Genomic DNA, 15,060 nt, shown 5'->3' on the forward strand with positions numbered 1-15,060 from the left:
TCGACTCAGCCGGTTTCGTAGAGTTCGAGCGGCAGACCGTCGGGATCCTGAAAGAAGGTGAAGCGCTGGCCGGTGTATTCGTGGGTCCTGATGGCTTCCACATCGACGCCAGCCGATTGCAGCCACGCGATCACGGGTTCGAGTGCCGGCACCGAAAAGGCGAGGTGCCGCAGGCCGGTCGCCTCTGGATAGGACGGGCGTTCGGCGGGGTCGGGAAACGAGAAGAGTTCGATTTGTGCTTGACCGATGCGCAGGTCCAGCTTCCACGACTGGCGCTCCTCGCGGAACACCTCGTGCACCACCTCAAGGCCCAGCAGATCGACGTAGAACGCGCGTGAGCGGGCATAGTCGCGGCAGATCAGGGCGACATGATGGACGGCATCGAGCATGGCGCCCGTCTAGACCGCCGCGCCGTGGCGGCCAAGCGGGGAGGGCGGTCATGGCCGCGCCATATTGCGGAATCGCGCCCGAGCGACTATTTCGATGCGATGGCAATACGCGAGATTCTTGAAGTGCCGAACCCGCTGCTGAAGCGCGTGTCGGACCCGGTCGAAACCTTCGACGACGAGCTGAAGCAGCTGGTCGATGACATGTTCGAAACGATGTACGACGCCCCCGGCATCGGGCTGGCCGCGATACAGGTGGGCGTGCCGCTGCGCGTGCTGGTCATCGATCTGCAGCCTGACGATCCCGATGCCGAGCCCGAGGTGTGCAACCATGGCGGGCACGAACACACGCATCAGCCGACCAGGAAGGAACCGCGGGTCTTCATCAATCCGGAGATCCTCGATCCATCGGAAGAGGTGAAGGCCTATCAGGAAGGCTGCCTGTCCGTTCCCGACATCTTCGCCGAGGTCGACCGCCCCGCCACCTGCCGCGTTCGCTGGCAGGATCTGGAAGGGACGACCCATGAAGAGGACATGGACGGTCTGATGGCCGTGTGCATCCAGCACGAGATGGACCATCTGAACGGCATCGTCTTCATCGATCACCTGTCGCGCCTGAAGCGGAACATGGCGATGAAGAAGCTGGAGAAGCTGCGCAAGGCGGCGTGAGGGCGCCCGGCTTTCGGCCCATGCCGGGCTGCAAACCGGCGTTCTCTGCGCTTCCGGTGCTCACGACCGAAAAGGTCGCTGCGCGCCGGTTCTCGATCACACCGGTTTTCGCTCCGGCCTGAGCCGAAATCCGCACGCCCTCAGCTGGCTGTCGGCCGGACTTACGCGACCGCTTCGTCGTGCAGTTCTTCCATCGCGGCCTTGCAGTCGCGGGCGCATTCGCGGCACATCTGGGCGCAGCGGCGGCAGTGCGCGTTGTCGTGCTTTTCGCATTCGTCGGCGCAGGTTTCGCAGGCCTTGACGCATAGCGCGAGCATCGCGCGAATGACCGAGCGGTTCTCGTCCGTGCGGCGGCTGGCCACGCGATAGGTCGCCTCGCAGATGTCGCTGCAATCGCTGCACAGGCGGATGCAGCGCGACATGTCCATCTCCTCGGCGTTGCACGCGTCGGCGCAGCTGTTGCAGATGGCGGCGCAATACATCGCGTGCCTGACCGCAAGGCCCAGGCTTTCGTTATAGTCGCTGCCGACGGCGGGATGTTCGGAAATCATCTTCTGGATAGACATGGCTTCGTCTCCTTCACACCATCAGCGGTAAAGTCGGGGATAGGTTCCGGATCACAGTCTGGCGATATTGCGCGCCTAGCTGCGTTCCGCCTATGTTCCGGCGATGGATATGCTTGCCCTTGTTCTCGTGATCGTTGCGCTGGCCGTCGGGGCCGGTCTTGGATGGTTCTTGGGATCCCGGCCCGTGGCCGAATGGCGGACGCGACATTCCGAGCGCGATGCCGAGGCGAAGGCACTGGACGAGAAGTTTCGCGCCGCCATCGCCGATCTTGCGACCATGAGCGAGCGGGCAGAGCGCGCGGCCTCGCTTGAAAGCGACCTGAGGGCGGTCCGGCTGGAAACCGATGCGCTGCGCGTCAGGATCGCCGAGGCCGAGCGCGACCGGCATAATCTGGCCGAGCGCGAGAAGCTGCTGACCGAGGCGCGCGAGGCGCTGGGCAAGGAGTTCGAGGCGCTGGGCAACAAGGCGCTGGAAGGCGCGCAGGCCCGTTTCCTGGAACGTGCGAACGAACGGTTCGAGGCAAGCGAAAAGGCCAATGCCGAGAAGATTCGCGCTTTGCTGTCGCCGGTGGGCGAGCGGCTCGACACCTATCGCAAGCAGGTCGAGGAACTGGAGGCGAAGCGCGTCGATGCGTTCGGCCAGCTGTCGGGCCTGATCGAAGGCATGCGCAAGGGGCAGGAAGACGTCCGGCGCGAGGCGGCAAGGCTGGGCAATTCGCTGCGCAATGCGCCCAAGGCGCGGGGCCGGTGGGGCGAGCAGCAATTGAAGAACGTGCTCGAACATTGCGGTCTGGCCGAGCATACGGATTTCCATCTCGAACATTCGATCGACACCGAGGACGGGCGGCTGCGGCCCGATGCCATCGTGCGCATTCCGGGGCAAAAGATGCTGGTCATCGACGCCAAGGTGTCGCTGAACGCGTATCAGTCCGCGTTCGAGGCCGAGAATGACGAGGCGCGCGAGACCGCGCTCGCCCAGCATGCTTCATCCATGCGCACCCATGTCCAGCAACTGGCGGCAAAATCGTATCAGAGCCAGTTCGAGGAAGCGCCCGATTATGTGGTGATGTTCGTTCCGGGCGAGCATTTCGTCGCTGCCGCGCTCGAGGCGGATCCGACTTTGTGGGACTTCGCATTTGCGAAGGGGGTGCTGCTGGCGACGCCGACAAACCTCGTGGCTATTGCACGGACCGTCGCACAGGTATGGCGGCAGGACGGCCTTGCCAAGGAGGCGCAGGAGATCGGCCGGATGGGCGGCGAGCTCTACGACAGGCTTGCTATCGCGGCCGAGCACATGAAGCGCGTCGGATCGGGATTGGAGACGGCAGTCAATAATTACAACAAGTTCGTCGGTTCGTTCGAGCGCAACGTGTTGTCCGCCGGACGCCGGTTGAAGGACAAGCATATCGAGATCGGAAAGCGAGAGATCGACGAAGTGCCGCAGGTCGAGACCGCGCCGCGTTACGGGAACAGCGATGTGCCCGTCTTGCCTCGGGCGGAGAATGCTGCAATGCCGCAGCCTCCGCACATGGACTGAAACGACTTACGGACCAATCCCCCCATGAAATTGCAGATTGCGAGCCTTTGCTCGCTCGCCCTCATTCTTGCGGCTTGCGGTGACAGCCCGGCCGAAGAGGCACCGGTTACCGAAACCGTCGCACCCGCCGAAGAAGCGCCCTCGCTGGCGCAGGCCGTCGCATCGGCCAAGGGGCCCTTCGCCCCCAAGGACGATTGCGGCGAGCTTTACGGTTTCGACAGTTTCCGCGGCCAGCTGCGCCGCGCGATCACGTTCCAGAACGTCGACAGCCTCGTCGCGCTTGTCGACCCGGCGGTGAAGCTGGATTTCGGCGGCGGCGCGGGTGTCGACGAGCTCAAGACCCGTCTTGCCGACGATCCGGCGCTGTGGAGCGAGATGAGCGATGCGATCGCGCTTGGCTGCAGCGCGCAGGACGAGACCTCGGTCACCATGCCCTGGGTTTTCGCCAACCTGCCCGATGGCGCGGATGCGACGTCGACTTATCTGGTCACCGCCAATGACGCGCCAGTTCGTGCCGAGGCCGATGCCGCCGCCGCGAGCGATGCGTCGCTGGGCTGGGATCTGGTCAAGCTGGCCGGCGACGGGCCGGAAGAGGGCGCCGAATTCGTGCAGGTCAGCACGCTTGACGGCAAGACGACCGGCTACATGGCGCTCGACCACCTGCGTCCCGTCACTGACTATCGCATCCTTGCCAATCGCGGCGACGACGGATGGAAAGTCACGGCGTTCGTTGCAGGCGATTGATGAAATGGGACGCGCCGGGGGCAAAGCCTTCGGCGCGTTTCATCCCGATTCCCGCTAGGCGAGGGCCGCAAGCGCCTCGTAAGCGAGGACTGCGCCCGCCACCGCCGCGTTCAGGCTGTCGGCGCGGCCCAGCATCGGAATGGTGACGCGCAGGTCGCAGGCCATCTCGTAATCCTCGGGCAGGCCCTGCGATTCGTTGCCGACCAGCAGGAAGCAGGGCGCGGCATAGGGCGCGCCGCGATAATCGACCGCGTCGCGCAATGATGCGGCGACAAGCTGGCCCGTCCCGCCGCGCAGCCATGGCAGGAATTCCTCCCAGCGCGCCATCGCGAGAGGCACGGTAAAGATCGCGCCCATGCTCGCGCGCACCGCCTCGACCGAAAACGGATCGGCGCAATCGTCGATCAGCACCAGACCGCCCGCGCCAACGGCATCCGCGGTCCGCAACATGGTCCCCAGATTGCCCGGATCGCGCAGCGCCTGCGCGGCAAGAAACAGCGGCGCGGCATTGCGATCAAGCCGCTCCAGCGACGTGTCGAATTCGGGGAACACGCCGCACACTGCCTGCGGATTGTCCTTGCCGGTGATCTTCGAAAGCGCGGCTTCCGACATGGCCAGCACGTCGCCGCCTGCATCCTCGACCGCGGCGATCAGCGCGTCCAGCAGGGGGTGGGGATCGCGCCCCTCAGCCATGGCGAGCATTTGCGGCACGCGGCCGCTTTCGCGCGCATCGGTCAAGAGCCGCAGCCCTTCAGCCAGAAACACGCCTTCGCGCCGCCGATGCTTCTTGTCGCGCAGCGAGCGGAGATATTTGACGGTCGGATTCGAAAGGCCGCTGATGGTTTTCATGGCGTAACCGGGTTCGGGCCGATGCGGCCCGCGATGGCCCTCATTCTTCGCCGAAGCGATCTTCGACCAGGGTCACGAGCAGGTCCAGCGCTTCTTCCGCAGAGGGGCCGGAAGCGCGGATCTCGATCTCGTCGCCCTTGGCGGCGCCCAGCATCATCAGGCCCAGGATGGAACCGCCCGCAGCCTCGTTCCCGTCGCGGGCGACACGGACCGTCGTTCCCTCGGGCAATCCTGCTACCGCGCCCACGAACTTGGCGCTGGCGCGCGCATGCAGCCCGCGGCGATTGGCGATCGTGACCTTGCGGCGCAGCATGTCCGGCGACCCATCCTGCCCAGAGGAAAAGGCGCCGGGATCGCTCATGCGTCCTGGCCCAGGAATTCGGAGGCGACGGTGATATAGTTGCGGCCCGCGTCGCGCGCGGCGACGACCGCCTGCGTGACCGGCATGTCGACGCGGGCGCCGGCCAGACGGATCAGCATGGGCAGGTTGATCCCCGCGATCACCTCGACCTCGCCCGTTCGCAGCAGCGAGATCGCGAGGTTGGACGGCGTCCCGCCGAACAGATCGGTCAGGATGATCACGCCCGACCCGTCGCTCACCTCCTCGATGGCGGAGGCGATTTCGCTGCGTCGTGCTTCCATGTCGTCATTGGGGCCGATGCAGACCGGCACGATGCGGTCCTGCTTGCCCACGACATGCTCCATGGCGGCGAAGAATTCCTTCGCCAGATCGCCATGGGTCACCAGGATGAGGCCAATCATGTCAGTCCTTCTAAACAGCCAAAACCCACTATGGCCTCACCCAGATTTACGTCGCCTTTCCGGCGTACGCGTTTAAAAATACTCGTCCTACGGCTTCGGATCGTCCTTAACATCCGTGTGCCGCGCCGAAGCTCCGCCTTCGAACAGATCACTTGCACCGGTGTCAAGATTGCGATGCAGCACGCCGGGGTTATGTCCCGTTTTGCGCAACTCTTGCGCCATGCTTTCAGCGCTGAAAACCGACCGGTGCTTGCCGCCCGTACAGCCGAACGCGACATGCAGATAGGTCTTTCCCTGCGCCTCGTAGAGCGGGACGAGCGAGAGCACCAGATCGCGGATGCGGGCGAAATTTTCCTGCCAGGCGGGGTCGGCGGCGATATGCGCCGCGACCGGCGCGTCGCGGCCGGTCAACGGGCGCAATTCGTCGACCCAGTGCGGATTGTCGAGGAAGCGCATGTCGAATACCAGATCCGCCATCGGCGGCATGCCGCGCGCAAAGCCGAAGCTGGACACCGTGATGGTGATCCCTTGCGGCGCGCTGCGTGCGAACAATTCGCGAATCGTGCGGCCAAGGTCGTTGGTGGAATAGCCGGTGGTATTGACCACCACATCCGCCCAGCGGCGCAGCGGGGCCATCAGTTCGCGATCGGCGGCGATGCCCGCCGCCACGGTGCGGTCGCCCGCCAGCGGATGCCGCCGCCGGGTTTCGTTATAACGCCGCTCCAGCTCCTCGGATCCGCAATCGAGGAACAGCGTCGATATCGTGATGTCGTCCTTTTTGCCGAGTGCAGTCACTTCGGAAATGACGCGCTGCGGATCGAAGCCGCGGGTGCGCGAATCGAAACCGATGGCAAGCGGATCGCCTTCGTCGCCGCTGCGCTCGTGCCCCGGACCGGGCGCGGTGGAGACGAGGCGGGGGAGCAGGCGGACCGGGAAATTGTCGACCGGTTCCCAGCCCAGATCCTCCAGCGCGCGCAAGGCGGTTGTCTTGCCCGCGCCCAGCAGGCCGGTGACCAGCAGGATGCGGGTAGGCTTCTTGTCGCTCGCCGCTTGTTGGCCAGTGGGTGATTCGTCGCTCATCGCGCGCCGCTATCCCCGATTGCGCGGGAAAGCGAAAGTCCGTGCAATGAGAGACCGTGCAATGACAGGGCCCATTCGGCGCGCAGCGGCAGGGCGGGGGTTTCGGGCCAGAGGGACAGGGCGGGGATGGCGACGCCTTCGATGAGGCGCGTGCCCGCCTCCTCGATATATCGGGGCGCGTCTTCGGCCAGCGTCACTGCCAGTGCGACGGGCGCGGGGACCGAGGGCATGCGGGCTATCCCGACGTTGCGAATCTCTATCAGGCCTTGCGTGTTCGGATGCGGAAACGCCCATAGCACGCCGCCGATCTCGCCCAGCAGAACACCATCGTCGCCGACCAGCGACGCCCCGCGGTCGATCAGCGCGAGCGCAAGGCTGCTCTTGCCGCTGCCGCTCACGCCCTCGATCAGAATGGCGCGGCCGCCGATGGCCACCGCGGTCGCCTGATAGGCTACGGCATTGTCCGGCACGGGTACGAGGGTCATGCACGCGCCTCCTCGTCCAGCGCGGGAAGGGTGATGACGAAGACCGCGCCGCTTTTCCCGTCCTCGCGCCCGCGCACGACCAGCGTGCCGCCATGGCCAGTCACGATGGAGCGCGCGATGGCGAGGCCGAGGCCCGAATGCTTGCCGAAACTCTCGGGCTCGGGCCGGTGCGAGTGGAAGCGTTCGAAGACGGCTTCGCGCTCTTCCTCCGCGATGCCGGGGCCGTCATCGGTGACCGTCACCTCGATTGCCTTGCCAAGGTCGCGGAAGGCGATGGCGATGGTGCCGCCGTGGGGGGAGAAGCTGGCGCCATTGTCGACCAGATTCTCGAGCACGCGCTCAAGCTGCGCTTCGTCCCCGCGGACCATGGTGGCGCTGGTGGGCGCGCTCTCGACGACGAAATGCAGATCGCGCTCGGCGCTGATGCGCGTGGCGGCGGTGCGTCCGCCCAGCACGTTGCGCGCGACGCCCAGCAGGTCGACCGGTTCGAACGAGGCGCGCGACAATTCCGCATCCAGGCGGCTCGCCTCGGCGATCTCGGTGATCAGCCGGTCGATCCGGCGCAGGTCCGCCTGCGCGATTTCGGCCAGCTGATGCCGCAATTTGGGGTCTTCCACCGTCTCCAGCGTGTCGAGCGCGCTGCGCAGCGACGCCAGCGGATTCTTGAGCTCGTGACTGACATCGGCGGCAAAGGCCTCGCCCGCGTCGATCCGGTCGCGCAGCGCCTGCGTCATGTCCGACAGCGAGCGTGCGAGATTGCCGATCTCGTCCTGACGCTCGGGCAGGCGAGGGATCACGACCTCGCGCTCGCGCCCGGCGCTGACGCGGGTGGCGGCGCGCGACAGGGTGCGGACCGGCTGGACGATGGTGCGCGCAAGGAACAGCGACAGCTGGATCGAGAAGATCACCGCCAGCGCCAGCAGCACCAGCAGCGTCTGCCGCGCGGCGCGGATCGATGTCGTGATGTCGGTCGCATTGCGCATCGTCAGCAGCGTCTCGCCCTGCGCGCCATAGGGAGCGGCGGCGGTGATAACGGGGGTGCGGTCGGGCGCATGGCGCAGCATCACCGTGCCCGCGCGCGCCTGTTCGGCGACGAAGACCTCGGGCCACTGCGACTTGCGCGCGGGCTGTGCGTCACTGGCCGGATCGTAATCGGGAACGGGCGGCGCGAAGACGAGGAAATCGACGATCCGGTCCATCGTGCGTGCCAGCGAGTGGGTCCAGTCCTGCGCGTCCGGATCGGCAAAGGCGAAGGCCGGTTCGCCCACCACGAAACTGTCGGTTTGCAGCTTGCCTTGCGAATCGAAGGTCCGCAGCCTCAGCCTCTGCTGGTCGCCGATGCGCGCCAGCAGCGCGGCGTGTTCACTGGCGGGCGCCTCGGCGAGGGCATTGGCGATGATCTCCACCTCGGACCGGGCGAGGCGCGAGCGTTCGGCGATCAGCTGCTTGCGATTGGTGTCGAGCACGAACAGCCCGCCCAGCACCAGCCCCACGATCAGCAGATTGACCGCAAGAATGCGCGTCGTCAGCGAAAAGCGGCGCGTCCAGAATAGCGGATCAGGCCCATCGCCCGGTCCTTTCGAGTCGCCCGGTGCCCTTGCTCCGGCGAGACCGGCATCGCCATCGGAGGCGGCAGGCGATTCGGATGCCGCGTTTTGCGTGCCGCTCGGCAAATGCGCCGACTGGGAATGGGGTTCAGTCCCCCGCAAAGCTGTAGCCCGCGCCGTAGAGCGTGGAGATGCCCGTGAATTCGCCGTCGACCTGCCGGAACTTGCGGCGCAGGCGCTTGATATGGCTGTCGATGGTGCGGTCGTCGACGAACACATCGTCCTGATAGGCCGCATCCATCAGCTGGTTGCGCGTCTTCACCACGCCGGGACGCTGCGCCAGCGCCTCCAGAATCAGGAATTCGGTCACGGTCAGCGAGACGGGGTGGCCGTCCCACGTCACCCGGTGACGCTCCGGCTCCATGGTCAGGCGGCCGCGCGTGATCAGCTCGGCAGGCGGCTGGCTGGTGTCACCCGACAGCCGGCTCATCACCAGCTCCTCGCGCCGCAGCAGCGCGCGGATGCGGGCGATCAGCAGGCGCTGGCTGAAGGGCTTTGCGATATAATCGTCGGCCCCCATCGCCAGGCCCAGCGCCTCGTCCTGCTCATCCGTCTTGGACGTCAGGAAGATGACCGGCAGCGAGGATTTTTCGCGCAGGCGGCGTAGCAGTTCCAGCCCGTCCATACGCGGCATCTTGATATCGCACACGGCAAGATCCGGCGGATTCTCCACCAGCGCTTCCAGCGCGGCGGCCCCGTCGGAATAGACCCTCGTGTCGAAACCCTCGGCCTGCAGGGCAATCGAAAGCCCGGTCAGGATATTTCGGTCGTCGTCCACCAGGGCGATTACATGCGCCATAATCAAAACCTTCTTGTCGCGATTCCTGCCCGCCAGAACGTGCGCCTCGCCTTGTTCGTTTCGGCTTAGCCAATTCGTCCGCGCCAGCCAAACGGCTTGCGGATGACATATGCATAACCCTTCCGGAGAGGAAGCGGGGGCGGATCGGTGCAATTCGTGACAGGCCTCGGCAGAATATTTGACTCGCACATGATTTGTGAGCATCTGAAAATCGATAACAGCGGGGCGAAGGTCGCAGGCTTACCGACCCCGGAAAATCCCGAGAGGATTGCATCAACTACCGCGCTTGCGCCGCGCGGTCGCCCCGTTTTCCGAGGGGCACTGGAAGGAGAGCAACGTGTCGCTGAACATTTCCTTGTCTGAACAAGGCTTCGCCACCAATGCCCGCATCTACGGCAATCTGGGCCGCGCTCAGCTGATCGAGCATGCACTGGCCAATGGCGAGGGCCGGCTGGCCGCCGATGGCCCCCTTGTCGTCGATACCGGCCGTTTCACCGGTCGCAGCGTCAAGGACAAGTTCGTCGTCCGCGACGACATGACGCAGGATACGATCAACTGGGGCAAGATCAACCAGCCCATGAGCCCTGAGCATTTCGCCAATCTCAAGGCGGATTTCATGGATGCTCTGGGTGACCAGGAAAAGCTGTATGTGGCGGACCTGTTCGGCGGATCGCAGCCCGATTACCGCGTCAACGTGCGCGTGATCACGCAGATGGCCTGGCATTCGCTGTTCGTGCACACCATGCTGGTGCGCCCGACGAAGCAGGAACTGGAAAGCTTCGTCCCCGAATTCACCATCATCAACCTGCCCAGCTTCAAGGCCGATCCTGAGCGTCATGGCAGCCGCAGCGACACGATGATCGCCGTCAGCCTGACGGAAAAGCTGATCCTGATCGCCAACACCGAATATTCGGGCGAGATGAAGAAGGGCGTGTTCGGCCTTCTCAACTATCTGCTGCCCGAACAGGGCGTGATGCCGATGCATTGTTCGGCCAATGTCGGCCCAGACGGCAAGACCGCGATCTTCTTCGGCCTGTCCGGCACCGGCAAGACCACGCTGTCGGCCGATGCCAGCCGCACGCTGATCGGCGATGACGAGCATGGCTGGTCGGATTCGGCGGTCTTCAATTTCGAAGGCGGCTGCTATGCCAAAATGATCGACCTGTCGGCCGAGGGTGAGCCCGAGATCTACGCCACGACCAAGATGTTCGGCACGATCCTCGAAAATGTCGCGATGGACGAGGATGCCCGCACCATCGACTTCACCGACACCAGCAAGACCGAGAATACGCGCGGCGCCTATCCGATCGATTTCATTCCGAACACCTCGGAAGAAAACCTCGGGCCCGTGCCGTCGAACGTCATCATGCTGACCGCCGATGCGTTCGGCGTGCTGCCTCCGATCGCGCGGCTGACGCCCGATCAGGCGATGTACTACTTCCTGTCGGGTTACACCGCCAAGGTCGCGGGTACCGAGATAGGAGTGACCGAGCCGGAAGCGACCTTCTCGACCTGCTTTGGCGCGCCGTTCATGCCGCGCCATCCCAGCGTCTATGGCAATCTGCTGAAAGAGCGCATCGCGCAGGGCGGCGCGCAGTGCTGGCTGGTCAACACCGGCTGGACCGGCGGTAAATACGGCACCGGCAATCGCATGCCGATCAAGGTGACCCGCGCATTGCTGAACGCCGCGCTCGACGGTTCGCTGAACGACGTGGAATTCCGCAAGGACCCCAACTTCGGCTTTGAAGTGCCGGTGGCGGTTCCCGGCGTCGACAGCACGATCCTGGATCCCCGCGCGACCTGGGCCGACAAGGACGAGTTCGACGCGACCGCGCACAAGCTGGTCCAGCTGTTCGTCGACAATTTCGGCCAGTTCGAAAGCCATGTCGATGAGGGCGTGCGCAAGGCTGCCCCCACCGCGGCCTGATCGACCGACTTTGATGCGAAACGCCCCGGACCAGCGCGTCCGGGGCGTTTTCTTTTGTGAGGTCGCGTCAGAACGTCGTGATTGTCACTGGTCACGGTCCTTATCCGGATTATCATGGCGCGCAGCGAAAGGTCGCTTCGCTGGGTCCACCGGTATCGAGGAACACGACATGGCCGTTTTCGATGAACTTCTGGGGCAGCTTGGCAGCGAGACGCCCGATGTCGACAATCTTGCGCGCAAGCTGGGTATCCAGCCTGCCACGGCAGAAAAAGCCATCGCCGCGCTGGGACAGGCGCATCAGGCGCCCGGCGACACGGTAGAGCTTGCCGCGGCGCGTACCGGGCTGGCACCGTCGATTCTGTCGACCATCGTGCAGCAGATCGGCGGCGAAGGATCGCTGTCCCATTTCGCGCAGATGCTGAGGGACAATCCGCAAGCGGCCAGCATCCTGGACATGCTCGACCGCGATGGCGACGGCAATCCGCTGAACGACATCATGGGAATGGCGCAAGGTTTCTTCGGAAAGAAATAGGCGCCTTGATGCGATTGTGGCGCCGTAACCGGGCGGGTGTCGTCCGCCCGGTCGGTTCGCCGATCCGTCAGTCGGTCAGCGAGGCCGGAACCTTGCCGCCATTCGCGGCCAGTGCGCGCATCACCTTCTTGTGCAGCCAGATATTGTCCTCGGCCGAACCTTCGTAATCGGTGCGGCCCATCTCGGTCGCCAGTTCCTTGCGATTGGCATAGCTGGGGTCGATGTCGAGCAGCTTCATCAGATCGACGATCGATGTGCGCCAGTTGAGGTCCTTGCCCTCGGCCATCTTCGCAAGGCGGGCCTCCACATCCACCTCGGCCATCGGCGCCGGTTTTGCGGGCGCGGCCGCAGGTTTGGGGGCGGCGGCAGGCTTGGTCGCGGAGGGCGGCGGCGCTTTGGGCTTCTCTTCCTTCTTGCCGAAAATCGAATCGCGGATCTTGCTGAAAATTCCCATGTCGAACTCCTTGTGATCCGTCCAAGCCCGTTCGCATCATAGCAAGGCGGGGACCATCGGGGAGCATTATTTTGGACTGTTCGCGCGCGGGGTGCCGGTCTATGCGCTCGGCATGGCCGATATTGCACTTTCCCTGATGGTTCTGTGTGCGGTGGTGATGATCGTCGCCGCCTTTTTCGCGTTCCGGCGCGGCGACCGCAAGCAGGGCGGCCTGATGCTGGTGCTGGCCGTGGTGCTGGCGATCAATGTCGCGATCTGGACCGTGCCGGGGCCGGATGGGGCATCACCGGAAACACTGACCAGTGAAAGACCGGCGGGCAATCCGCGCGCCGATTAATGCTCGATCCGCTGTCCGCCCTTGAACAGGGCGATGGCGCGCCCTTGCACCGGCTGCTTGTCGAAAGGCGTGTTGCCTGCCTGCGCTTCCATGCGGTTGGAATCGACGATCCACGGGCGGTCGGGGTCGATCACCGCGATATCGGCCTCCATCCCCGGCTCAAGCCGTCCGGCCTCCACGCCAAGGATGCGCGCCGGATTCACGCACAGCAATTCGCATAGCCGCGCCATGTCGATCACCCCGTCACGGACAAGGCTGAGCGTCAGCGGCAGCAATGTCTCTGCGCCCGCCATGCCGGGGGCTGCATCGACGAAGGGCAGGCGCTTGTCTTCCGGGCCGCGCGGATCGTGGCCCGATGCGATGGTGTCGATGGTCCCGTCCGCCAGCGCGGCCCGCACGGCCTGACGGTCGGCTTCGCTGCGCAAGGGCGGCGACAGGCGCGTGAAGGTCAGGAACCCCGCCGTCGCGATGTCCGACAGCATGAAATAGGCGGGCGATACGCCGCAGGTCAGGCGCAGGCCCCGTTTCTTCGCCGCGCGGACGAGGTCGAGACCCGCCGCCGTCGTCACCTGCCTGATGTGCAGATGCGCCCCCGCGATCTCTGCCAAAGCGATGTCGCGCATGATCGCCAGCGCCTCGGCTTCGGCAGGCGCGCTGGGCAGGCCGAGTCGGGTCGCCATTTCGCCCGCGGTCGCGACCGCGCCGCCGGTCAGCCCTGCGTCCTCCGCATGGGAGATGACGGGCAGTCCCAGCATCGCGGCATATTGCATCATGCGCAGCATCATGCCCGAATCGGCCAGCCATTGGCGGCCCGAGGACACGGCGCGCGCGCCCGCTTCCTGCATCAGCCCCAGTTCCGGCAATTCTTCGCCCGAAAGGCCGCGCGTGGCGGCGGCGATGGGGTGGACCCACAAATCGGGCTTGCCATAGCTGGCGGCGAAACGGACCCGCGCCGGATAATCGAGCGGCGGGTTCTGGTCGGGCATCAGGGCCGCGCGGGTGATGCCGCCGAAATGGAACGCGGGCTTGTCGATCTCAAACACGCCAAGGTCGATGATGCCGGGCATGACGATCTTGCCCTTGGCATCATGGGTGCGGTCGCCGTTTTGCGCTGCGACGTCTCCGGTCGCGACGATGCGGTCCCCTTCGCAGCGGATCGATCCGGCAGAAGGCGCGCCGCTACCGGTCAGCAACTGGCCGCCGGTGATGGTCAGGGGCTCGCGCGGGATCATAGCGAATTCCAACCTTCGACACCGCGCGCGCGCCGCGTCAACACGTCGAGGCAGGCCATGCGCAGCGCCACGCCCATCTCAACCTGCCGGGTGATGGCCGAACGTTCAAGCATGTCGGCGACCGACGAATCGATCTCGACCCCGCGGTTCATCGGGCCGGGGTGCATCACCAGCGCATGCGGCGCGGCGCGTTTCAGACGCTCGGGCGTCAGGCCGAACAGATGGCGATATTCGCGGGCGGAAGGAATGAAGGGCCCCGCCATGCGCTCCATCTGCAGGCGCAGCATCATGACCACGTCGACGCCTTCGATGGCCGCGTCGAAATCGTGGTAGGGCGTGACCTTCATCTGTTCGATCGCGGCGGGCATCAGCGCGGGCGGGGCGCAGACACGCACCTCGGCGCCCAGTGTCGTCAGCAGCAATATGTTCGACCGCGCCACGCGGCTGTGCATGATGTCGCCGCAGATCGCGATCTTGAGCTTCGCGAATTCGTCGCTGAGCGGGCAATCGTCGCTGCGCAGCCAGAACCGCATCGTCAGCGCGTCGAGCAGCGCCTGAGTCGGGTGCTCATGCTGCCCGTCGCCCGCATTCAGAACCGGGCAGTCGACCTTGTCCGCGATCAGCTGAACCGCACCCGACGATGAATGCCGGATCACGATCGCATCGGCGCGCATCGCGTTGAGCGTGGTCGCGGTGTCGATCAGCGTCTCGCCCTTCTTCACGCTCGACTGCGCGGCATGCATGTTGACGACATCCGCGCCCAGCCGCTTGCCCGCGATCTCGAACGACAGCAGCGTGCGGGTCGAATTTTCAAAGAAGGCGTTGATGATGGTAAGGCCCGCCAGCGCATCGGCATGCTTGGCCGGCTGGCGGTTCAGCCTGACCCATTGCTCCGCCTCGTCCAGCAGATAATGGATTTCCCATGGGGCGAGCGGCGCGATGCCGATCAGGTGTTTGTGCGGAAACGCATCGCCACCGGCGGGATAGCGGGTGGAGGAGGGGGTGGGTTCATCGCTCATTCTGAAACCGGGCGTCTAATCGCCCTTTCGCCGTCCGGCAAGGCCGATGCACGGCCCGGCTGGCGAAAGCTGTGC

At 65.1% G+C, this 15,060-nt stretch carries 18 protein-coding genes; 6 read left to right on the plus strand and 12 right to left on the minus strand.

Annotation, left to right across the window (positions count from 1 at the left end; translation table 11 throughout):
* Nucleotides 1-5: 5 nt before the first annotated feature.
* Nucleotides 6-389, minus strand: coding sequence for an SMU1112c/YaeR family gloxylase I-like metalloprotein (gene gloA2, locus AC4FIJ_RS11955; RefSeq protein ID WP_490336948.1), 384 nt, complete (start codon nucleotides 387-389; stop codon nucleotides 6-8).
* 99 nt (nucleotides 390-488) lie between these two features.
* On the opposite strand from gloA2, the gene AC4FIJ_RS11960 reads away from it, so the two are divergent.
* Nucleotides 489-1,055: a peptide deformylase gene (locus AC4FIJ_RS11960; protein ID WP_490336983.1), complete on the plus strand. Its 567-nt coding sequence runs from the start codon at nucleotides 489-491 to the stop codon at nucleotides 1,053-1,055.
* Between the two features lie 161 nt (nucleotides 1,056-1,216).
* Here AC4FIJ_RS11960 and AC4FIJ_RS11965 read toward each other — a convergent pair whose 3' ends face one another.
* The gene (locus AC4FIJ_RS11965) at nucleotides 1,217-1,621 is read right to left on the minus strand and encodes a four-helix bundle copper-binding protein (RefSeq protein WP_490336949.1); all 405 of its coding nucleotides are present in this window, start codon (nucleotides 1,619-1,621) and stop codon (nucleotides 1,217-1,219) included.
* Between the two features lie 109 nt (nucleotides 1,622-1,730).
* On the opposite strand from AC4FIJ_RS11965, the gene AC4FIJ_RS11970 reads away from it, so the two are divergent.
* Together AC4FIJ_RS11970 and AC4FIJ_RS11975 are read left to right on the plus strand one after the other, a co-directional pair.
* The gene (locus AC4FIJ_RS11970; RefSeq protein WP_490336984.1) at nucleotides 1,731-3,158 is read left to right on the plus strand and encodes a DNA recombination protein RmuC; all 1,428 of its coding nucleotides are present in this window, start codon (nucleotides 1,731-1,733) and stop codon (nucleotides 3,156-3,158) included.
* Between the two features lie 24 nt (nucleotides 3,159-3,182).
* The gene (locus tag AC4FIJ_RS11975; RefSeq protein ID WP_490336950.1) at nucleotides 3,183-3,902 is read left to right on the plus strand and encodes a hypothetical protein; all 720 of its coding nucleotides are present in this window, start codon (nucleotides 3,183-3,185) and stop codon (nucleotides 3,900-3,902) included.
* 54 nt (nucleotides 3,903-3,956) lie between these two features.
* On the opposite strand, the gene AC4FIJ_RS11980 is transcribed toward AC4FIJ_RS11975, so the two are convergent.
* The 7 genes from AC4FIJ_RS11980 to AC4FIJ_RS12010 all read right to left on the minus strand — a co-directional run bounded on the left by AC4FIJ_RS11980 (nucleotide 3,957) and on the right by AC4FIJ_RS12010 (nucleotide 9,484).
* Nucleotides 3,957-4,751 carry a TrmH family RNA methyltransferase gene (locus AC4FIJ_RS11980; protein WP_490336951.1) on the minus strand — a complete coding sequence of 265 codons (795 nt, stop codon included), beginning with the start codon at nucleotides 4,749-4,751 and terminating at the stop codon, nucleotides 3,957-3,959.
* A 40-nt stretch (nucleotides 4,752-4,791) separates the two neighbouring features.
* Complete coding sequence (locus AC4FIJ_RS11985) at nucleotides 4,792-5,064, minus strand: HPr family phosphocarrier protein (protein WP_490336985.1); 273 nt, start codon at nucleotides 5,062-5,064, stop codon at nucleotides 4,792-4,794.
* A 44-nt stretch (nucleotides 5,065-5,108) separates the two neighbouring features.
* Complete coding sequence (locus AC4FIJ_RS11990) at nucleotides 5,109-5,513, minus strand: PTS sugar transporter subunit IIA (protein WP_490336952.1); 405 nt, start codon at nucleotides 5,511-5,513, stop codon at nucleotides 5,109-5,111.
* Between the two features lie 87 nt (nucleotides 5,514-5,600).
* Entirely contained in the window at nucleotides 5,601-6,593 is a 993-nt protein-coding gene (gene rapZ, locus AC4FIJ_RS11995) for an RNase adapter RapZ (protein WP_490336953.1), read from the minus strand.
* On the minus strand, nucleotides 6,590-7,078 hold the full coding sequence (locus tag AC4FIJ_RS12000; RefSeq protein WP_490336954.1) for an HPr kinase/phosphorylase: 489 nt from the start codon (nucleotides 7,076-7,078) through the stop codon (nucleotides 6,590-6,592). The genes rapZ and AC4FIJ_RS12000 overlap by 4 nt, the downstream gene beginning before the upstream one ends.
* Entirely contained in the window at nucleotides 7,075-8,751 is a 1,677-nt protein-coding gene (locus AC4FIJ_RS12005; RefSeq protein ID WP_490336955.1) for an ATP-binding protein, read from the minus strand. The genes AC4FIJ_RS12000 and AC4FIJ_RS12005 overlap by 4 nt, the downstream gene beginning before the upstream one ends.
* A 22-nt stretch (nucleotides 8,752-8,773) precedes the next feature.
* Nucleotides 8,774-9,484, minus strand: coding sequence for a response regulator transcription factor (locus AC4FIJ_RS12010; protein WP_490336956.1), 711 nt, complete (start codon nucleotides 9,482-9,484; stop codon nucleotides 8,774-8,776).
* 337 nt (nucleotides 9,485-9,821) lie between these two features.
* Here AC4FIJ_RS12010 and AC4FIJ_RS12015 point away from each other — a divergent pair, with 337 nt between their 5' ends.
* Entirely contained in the window at nucleotides 9,822-11,411 is a 1,590-nt protein-coding gene (locus AC4FIJ_RS12015) for a phosphoenolpyruvate carboxykinase (protein WP_490336957.1), read from the plus strand.
* 169 nt (nucleotides 11,412-11,580) lie between these two features.
* Nucleotides 11,581-11,943 carry a hypothetical protein gene (locus tag AC4FIJ_RS12020; protein ID WP_490336958.1) on the plus strand — a complete coding sequence of 121 codons (363 nt, stop codon included), beginning with the start codon at nucleotides 11,581-11,583 and terminating at the stop codon, nucleotides 11,941-11,943.
* A gap of 67 nt (nucleotides 11,944-12,010) precedes the next feature.
* Here the strand turns inward: AC4FIJ_RS12020 and AC4FIJ_RS12025 are convergent, their stop codons facing one another.
* Complete coding sequence (locus AC4FIJ_RS12025) at nucleotides 12,011-12,397, minus strand: DUF3597 domain-containing protein (protein ID WP_490336959.1); 387 nt, start codon at nucleotides 12,395-12,397, stop codon at nucleotides 12,011-12,013.
* 112 nt (nucleotides 12,398-12,509) lie between these two features.
* Here AC4FIJ_RS12025 and AC4FIJ_RS12030 point away from each other — a divergent pair, with 112 nt between their 5' ends.
* The gene (locus AC4FIJ_RS12030) at nucleotides 12,510-12,734 is read left to right on the plus strand and encodes a hypothetical protein (protein WP_490336960.1); all 225 of its coding nucleotides are present in this window, start codon (nucleotides 12,510-12,512) and stop codon (nucleotides 12,732-12,734) included.
* Here the strand turns inward: AC4FIJ_RS12030 and AC4FIJ_RS12035 are convergent.
* Nucleotides 12,731-13,966 carry a dihydroorotase gene (locus tag AC4FIJ_RS12035; protein WP_490336961.1) on the minus strand — a complete coding sequence of 412 codons (1,236 nt, stop codon included), beginning with the start codon at nucleotides 13,964-13,966 and terminating at the stop codon, nucleotides 12,731-12,733. The genes AC4FIJ_RS12030 and AC4FIJ_RS12035 overlap by 4 nt on opposite strands.
* Entirely contained in the window at nucleotides 13,963-14,985 is a 1,023-nt protein-coding gene (locus tag AC4FIJ_RS12040; RefSeq protein WP_490336962.1) for an aspartate carbamoyltransferase catalytic subunit, read from the minus strand. Before AC4FIJ_RS12040 ends, AC4FIJ_RS12035 begins: the two co-directional genes overlap by 4 nt.
* Nucleotides 14,986-15,060: the final 75 nt, after the last annotated feature.

Source organism: Croceicoccus sp., from assembly GCF_983967925.1.

Excerpts from the sequence above, each read along its gene's own strand:
- gloA2 (WP_490336948.1), bottom strand. The coding sequence starts at position 389 with ATGCTCGATGCCGTCCATCATGTCGCCCTGATCTGCCGCGACTATGCC.
- AC4FIJ_RS11960 (WP_490336983.1), top strand. The coding sequence starts at position 489 with ATGGCAATACGCGAGATTCTTGAAGTGCCGAACCCGCTGCTGAAGCGC.
- AC4FIJ_RS11965 (WP_490336949.1), bottom strand. The coding sequence starts at position 1,621 with ATGTCTATCCAGAAGATGATTTCCGAACATCCCGCCGTCGGCAGCGAC.
- AC4FIJ_RS11970 (WP_490336984.1), top strand. The coding sequence starts at position 1,731 with ATGCTTGCCCTTGTTCTCGTGATCGTTGCGCTGGCCGTCGGGGCCGGT.
- AC4FIJ_RS11975 (WP_490336950.1), top strand. The coding sequence starts at position 3,183 with ATGAAATTGCAGATTGCGAGCCTTTGCTCGCTCGCCCTCATTCTTGCG.
- AC4FIJ_RS11980 (WP_490336951.1), bottom strand. The coding sequence starts at position 4,751 with ATGAAAACCATCAGCGGCCTTTCGAATCCGACCGTCAAATATCTCCGC.
- AC4FIJ_RS11985 (WP_490336985.1), bottom strand. The coding sequence starts at position 5,064 with ATGCTGCGCCGCAAGGTCACGATCGCCAATCGCCGCGGGCTGCATGCG.
- AC4FIJ_RS11990 (WP_490336952.1), bottom strand. The coding sequence starts at position 5,513 with ATGATTGGCCTCATCCTGGTGACCCATGGCGATCTGGCGAAGGAATTC.
- rapZ (WP_490336953.1), bottom strand. The coding sequence starts at position 6,593 with ATGAGCGACGAATCACCCACTGGCCAACAAGCGGCGAGCGACAAGAAG.
- AC4FIJ_RS12000 (WP_490336954.1), bottom strand. The coding sequence starts at position 7,078 with ATGACCCTCGTACCCGTGCCGGACAATGCCGTAGCCTATCAGGCGACC.
- AC4FIJ_RS12010 (WP_490336956.1), bottom strand. The coding sequence starts at position 9,484 with ATGGCGCATGTAATCGCCCTGGTGGACGACGACCGAAATATCCTGACC.
- AC4FIJ_RS12020 (WP_490336958.1), top strand. The coding sequence starts at position 11,581 with ATGGCCGTTTTCGATGAACTTCTGGGGCAGCTTGGCAGCGAGACGCCC.
- AC4FIJ_RS12025 (WP_490336959.1), bottom strand. The coding sequence starts at position 12,397 with ATGGGAATTTTCAGCAAGATCCGCGATTCGATTTTCGGCAAGAAGGAA.
- AC4FIJ_RS12030 (WP_490336960.1), top strand. The coding sequence starts at position 12,510 with ATGGCCGATATTGCACTTTCCCTGATGGTTCTGTGTGCGGTGGTGATG.
- AC4FIJ_RS12035 (WP_490336961.1), bottom strand. The coding sequence starts at position 13,966 with ATGATCCCGCGCGAGCCCCTGACCATCACCGGCGGCCAGTTGCTGACC.
- AC4FIJ_RS12040 (WP_490336962.1), bottom strand. The coding sequence starts at position 14,985 with ATGAGCGATGAACCCACCCCCTCCTCCACCCGCTATCCCGCCGGTGGC.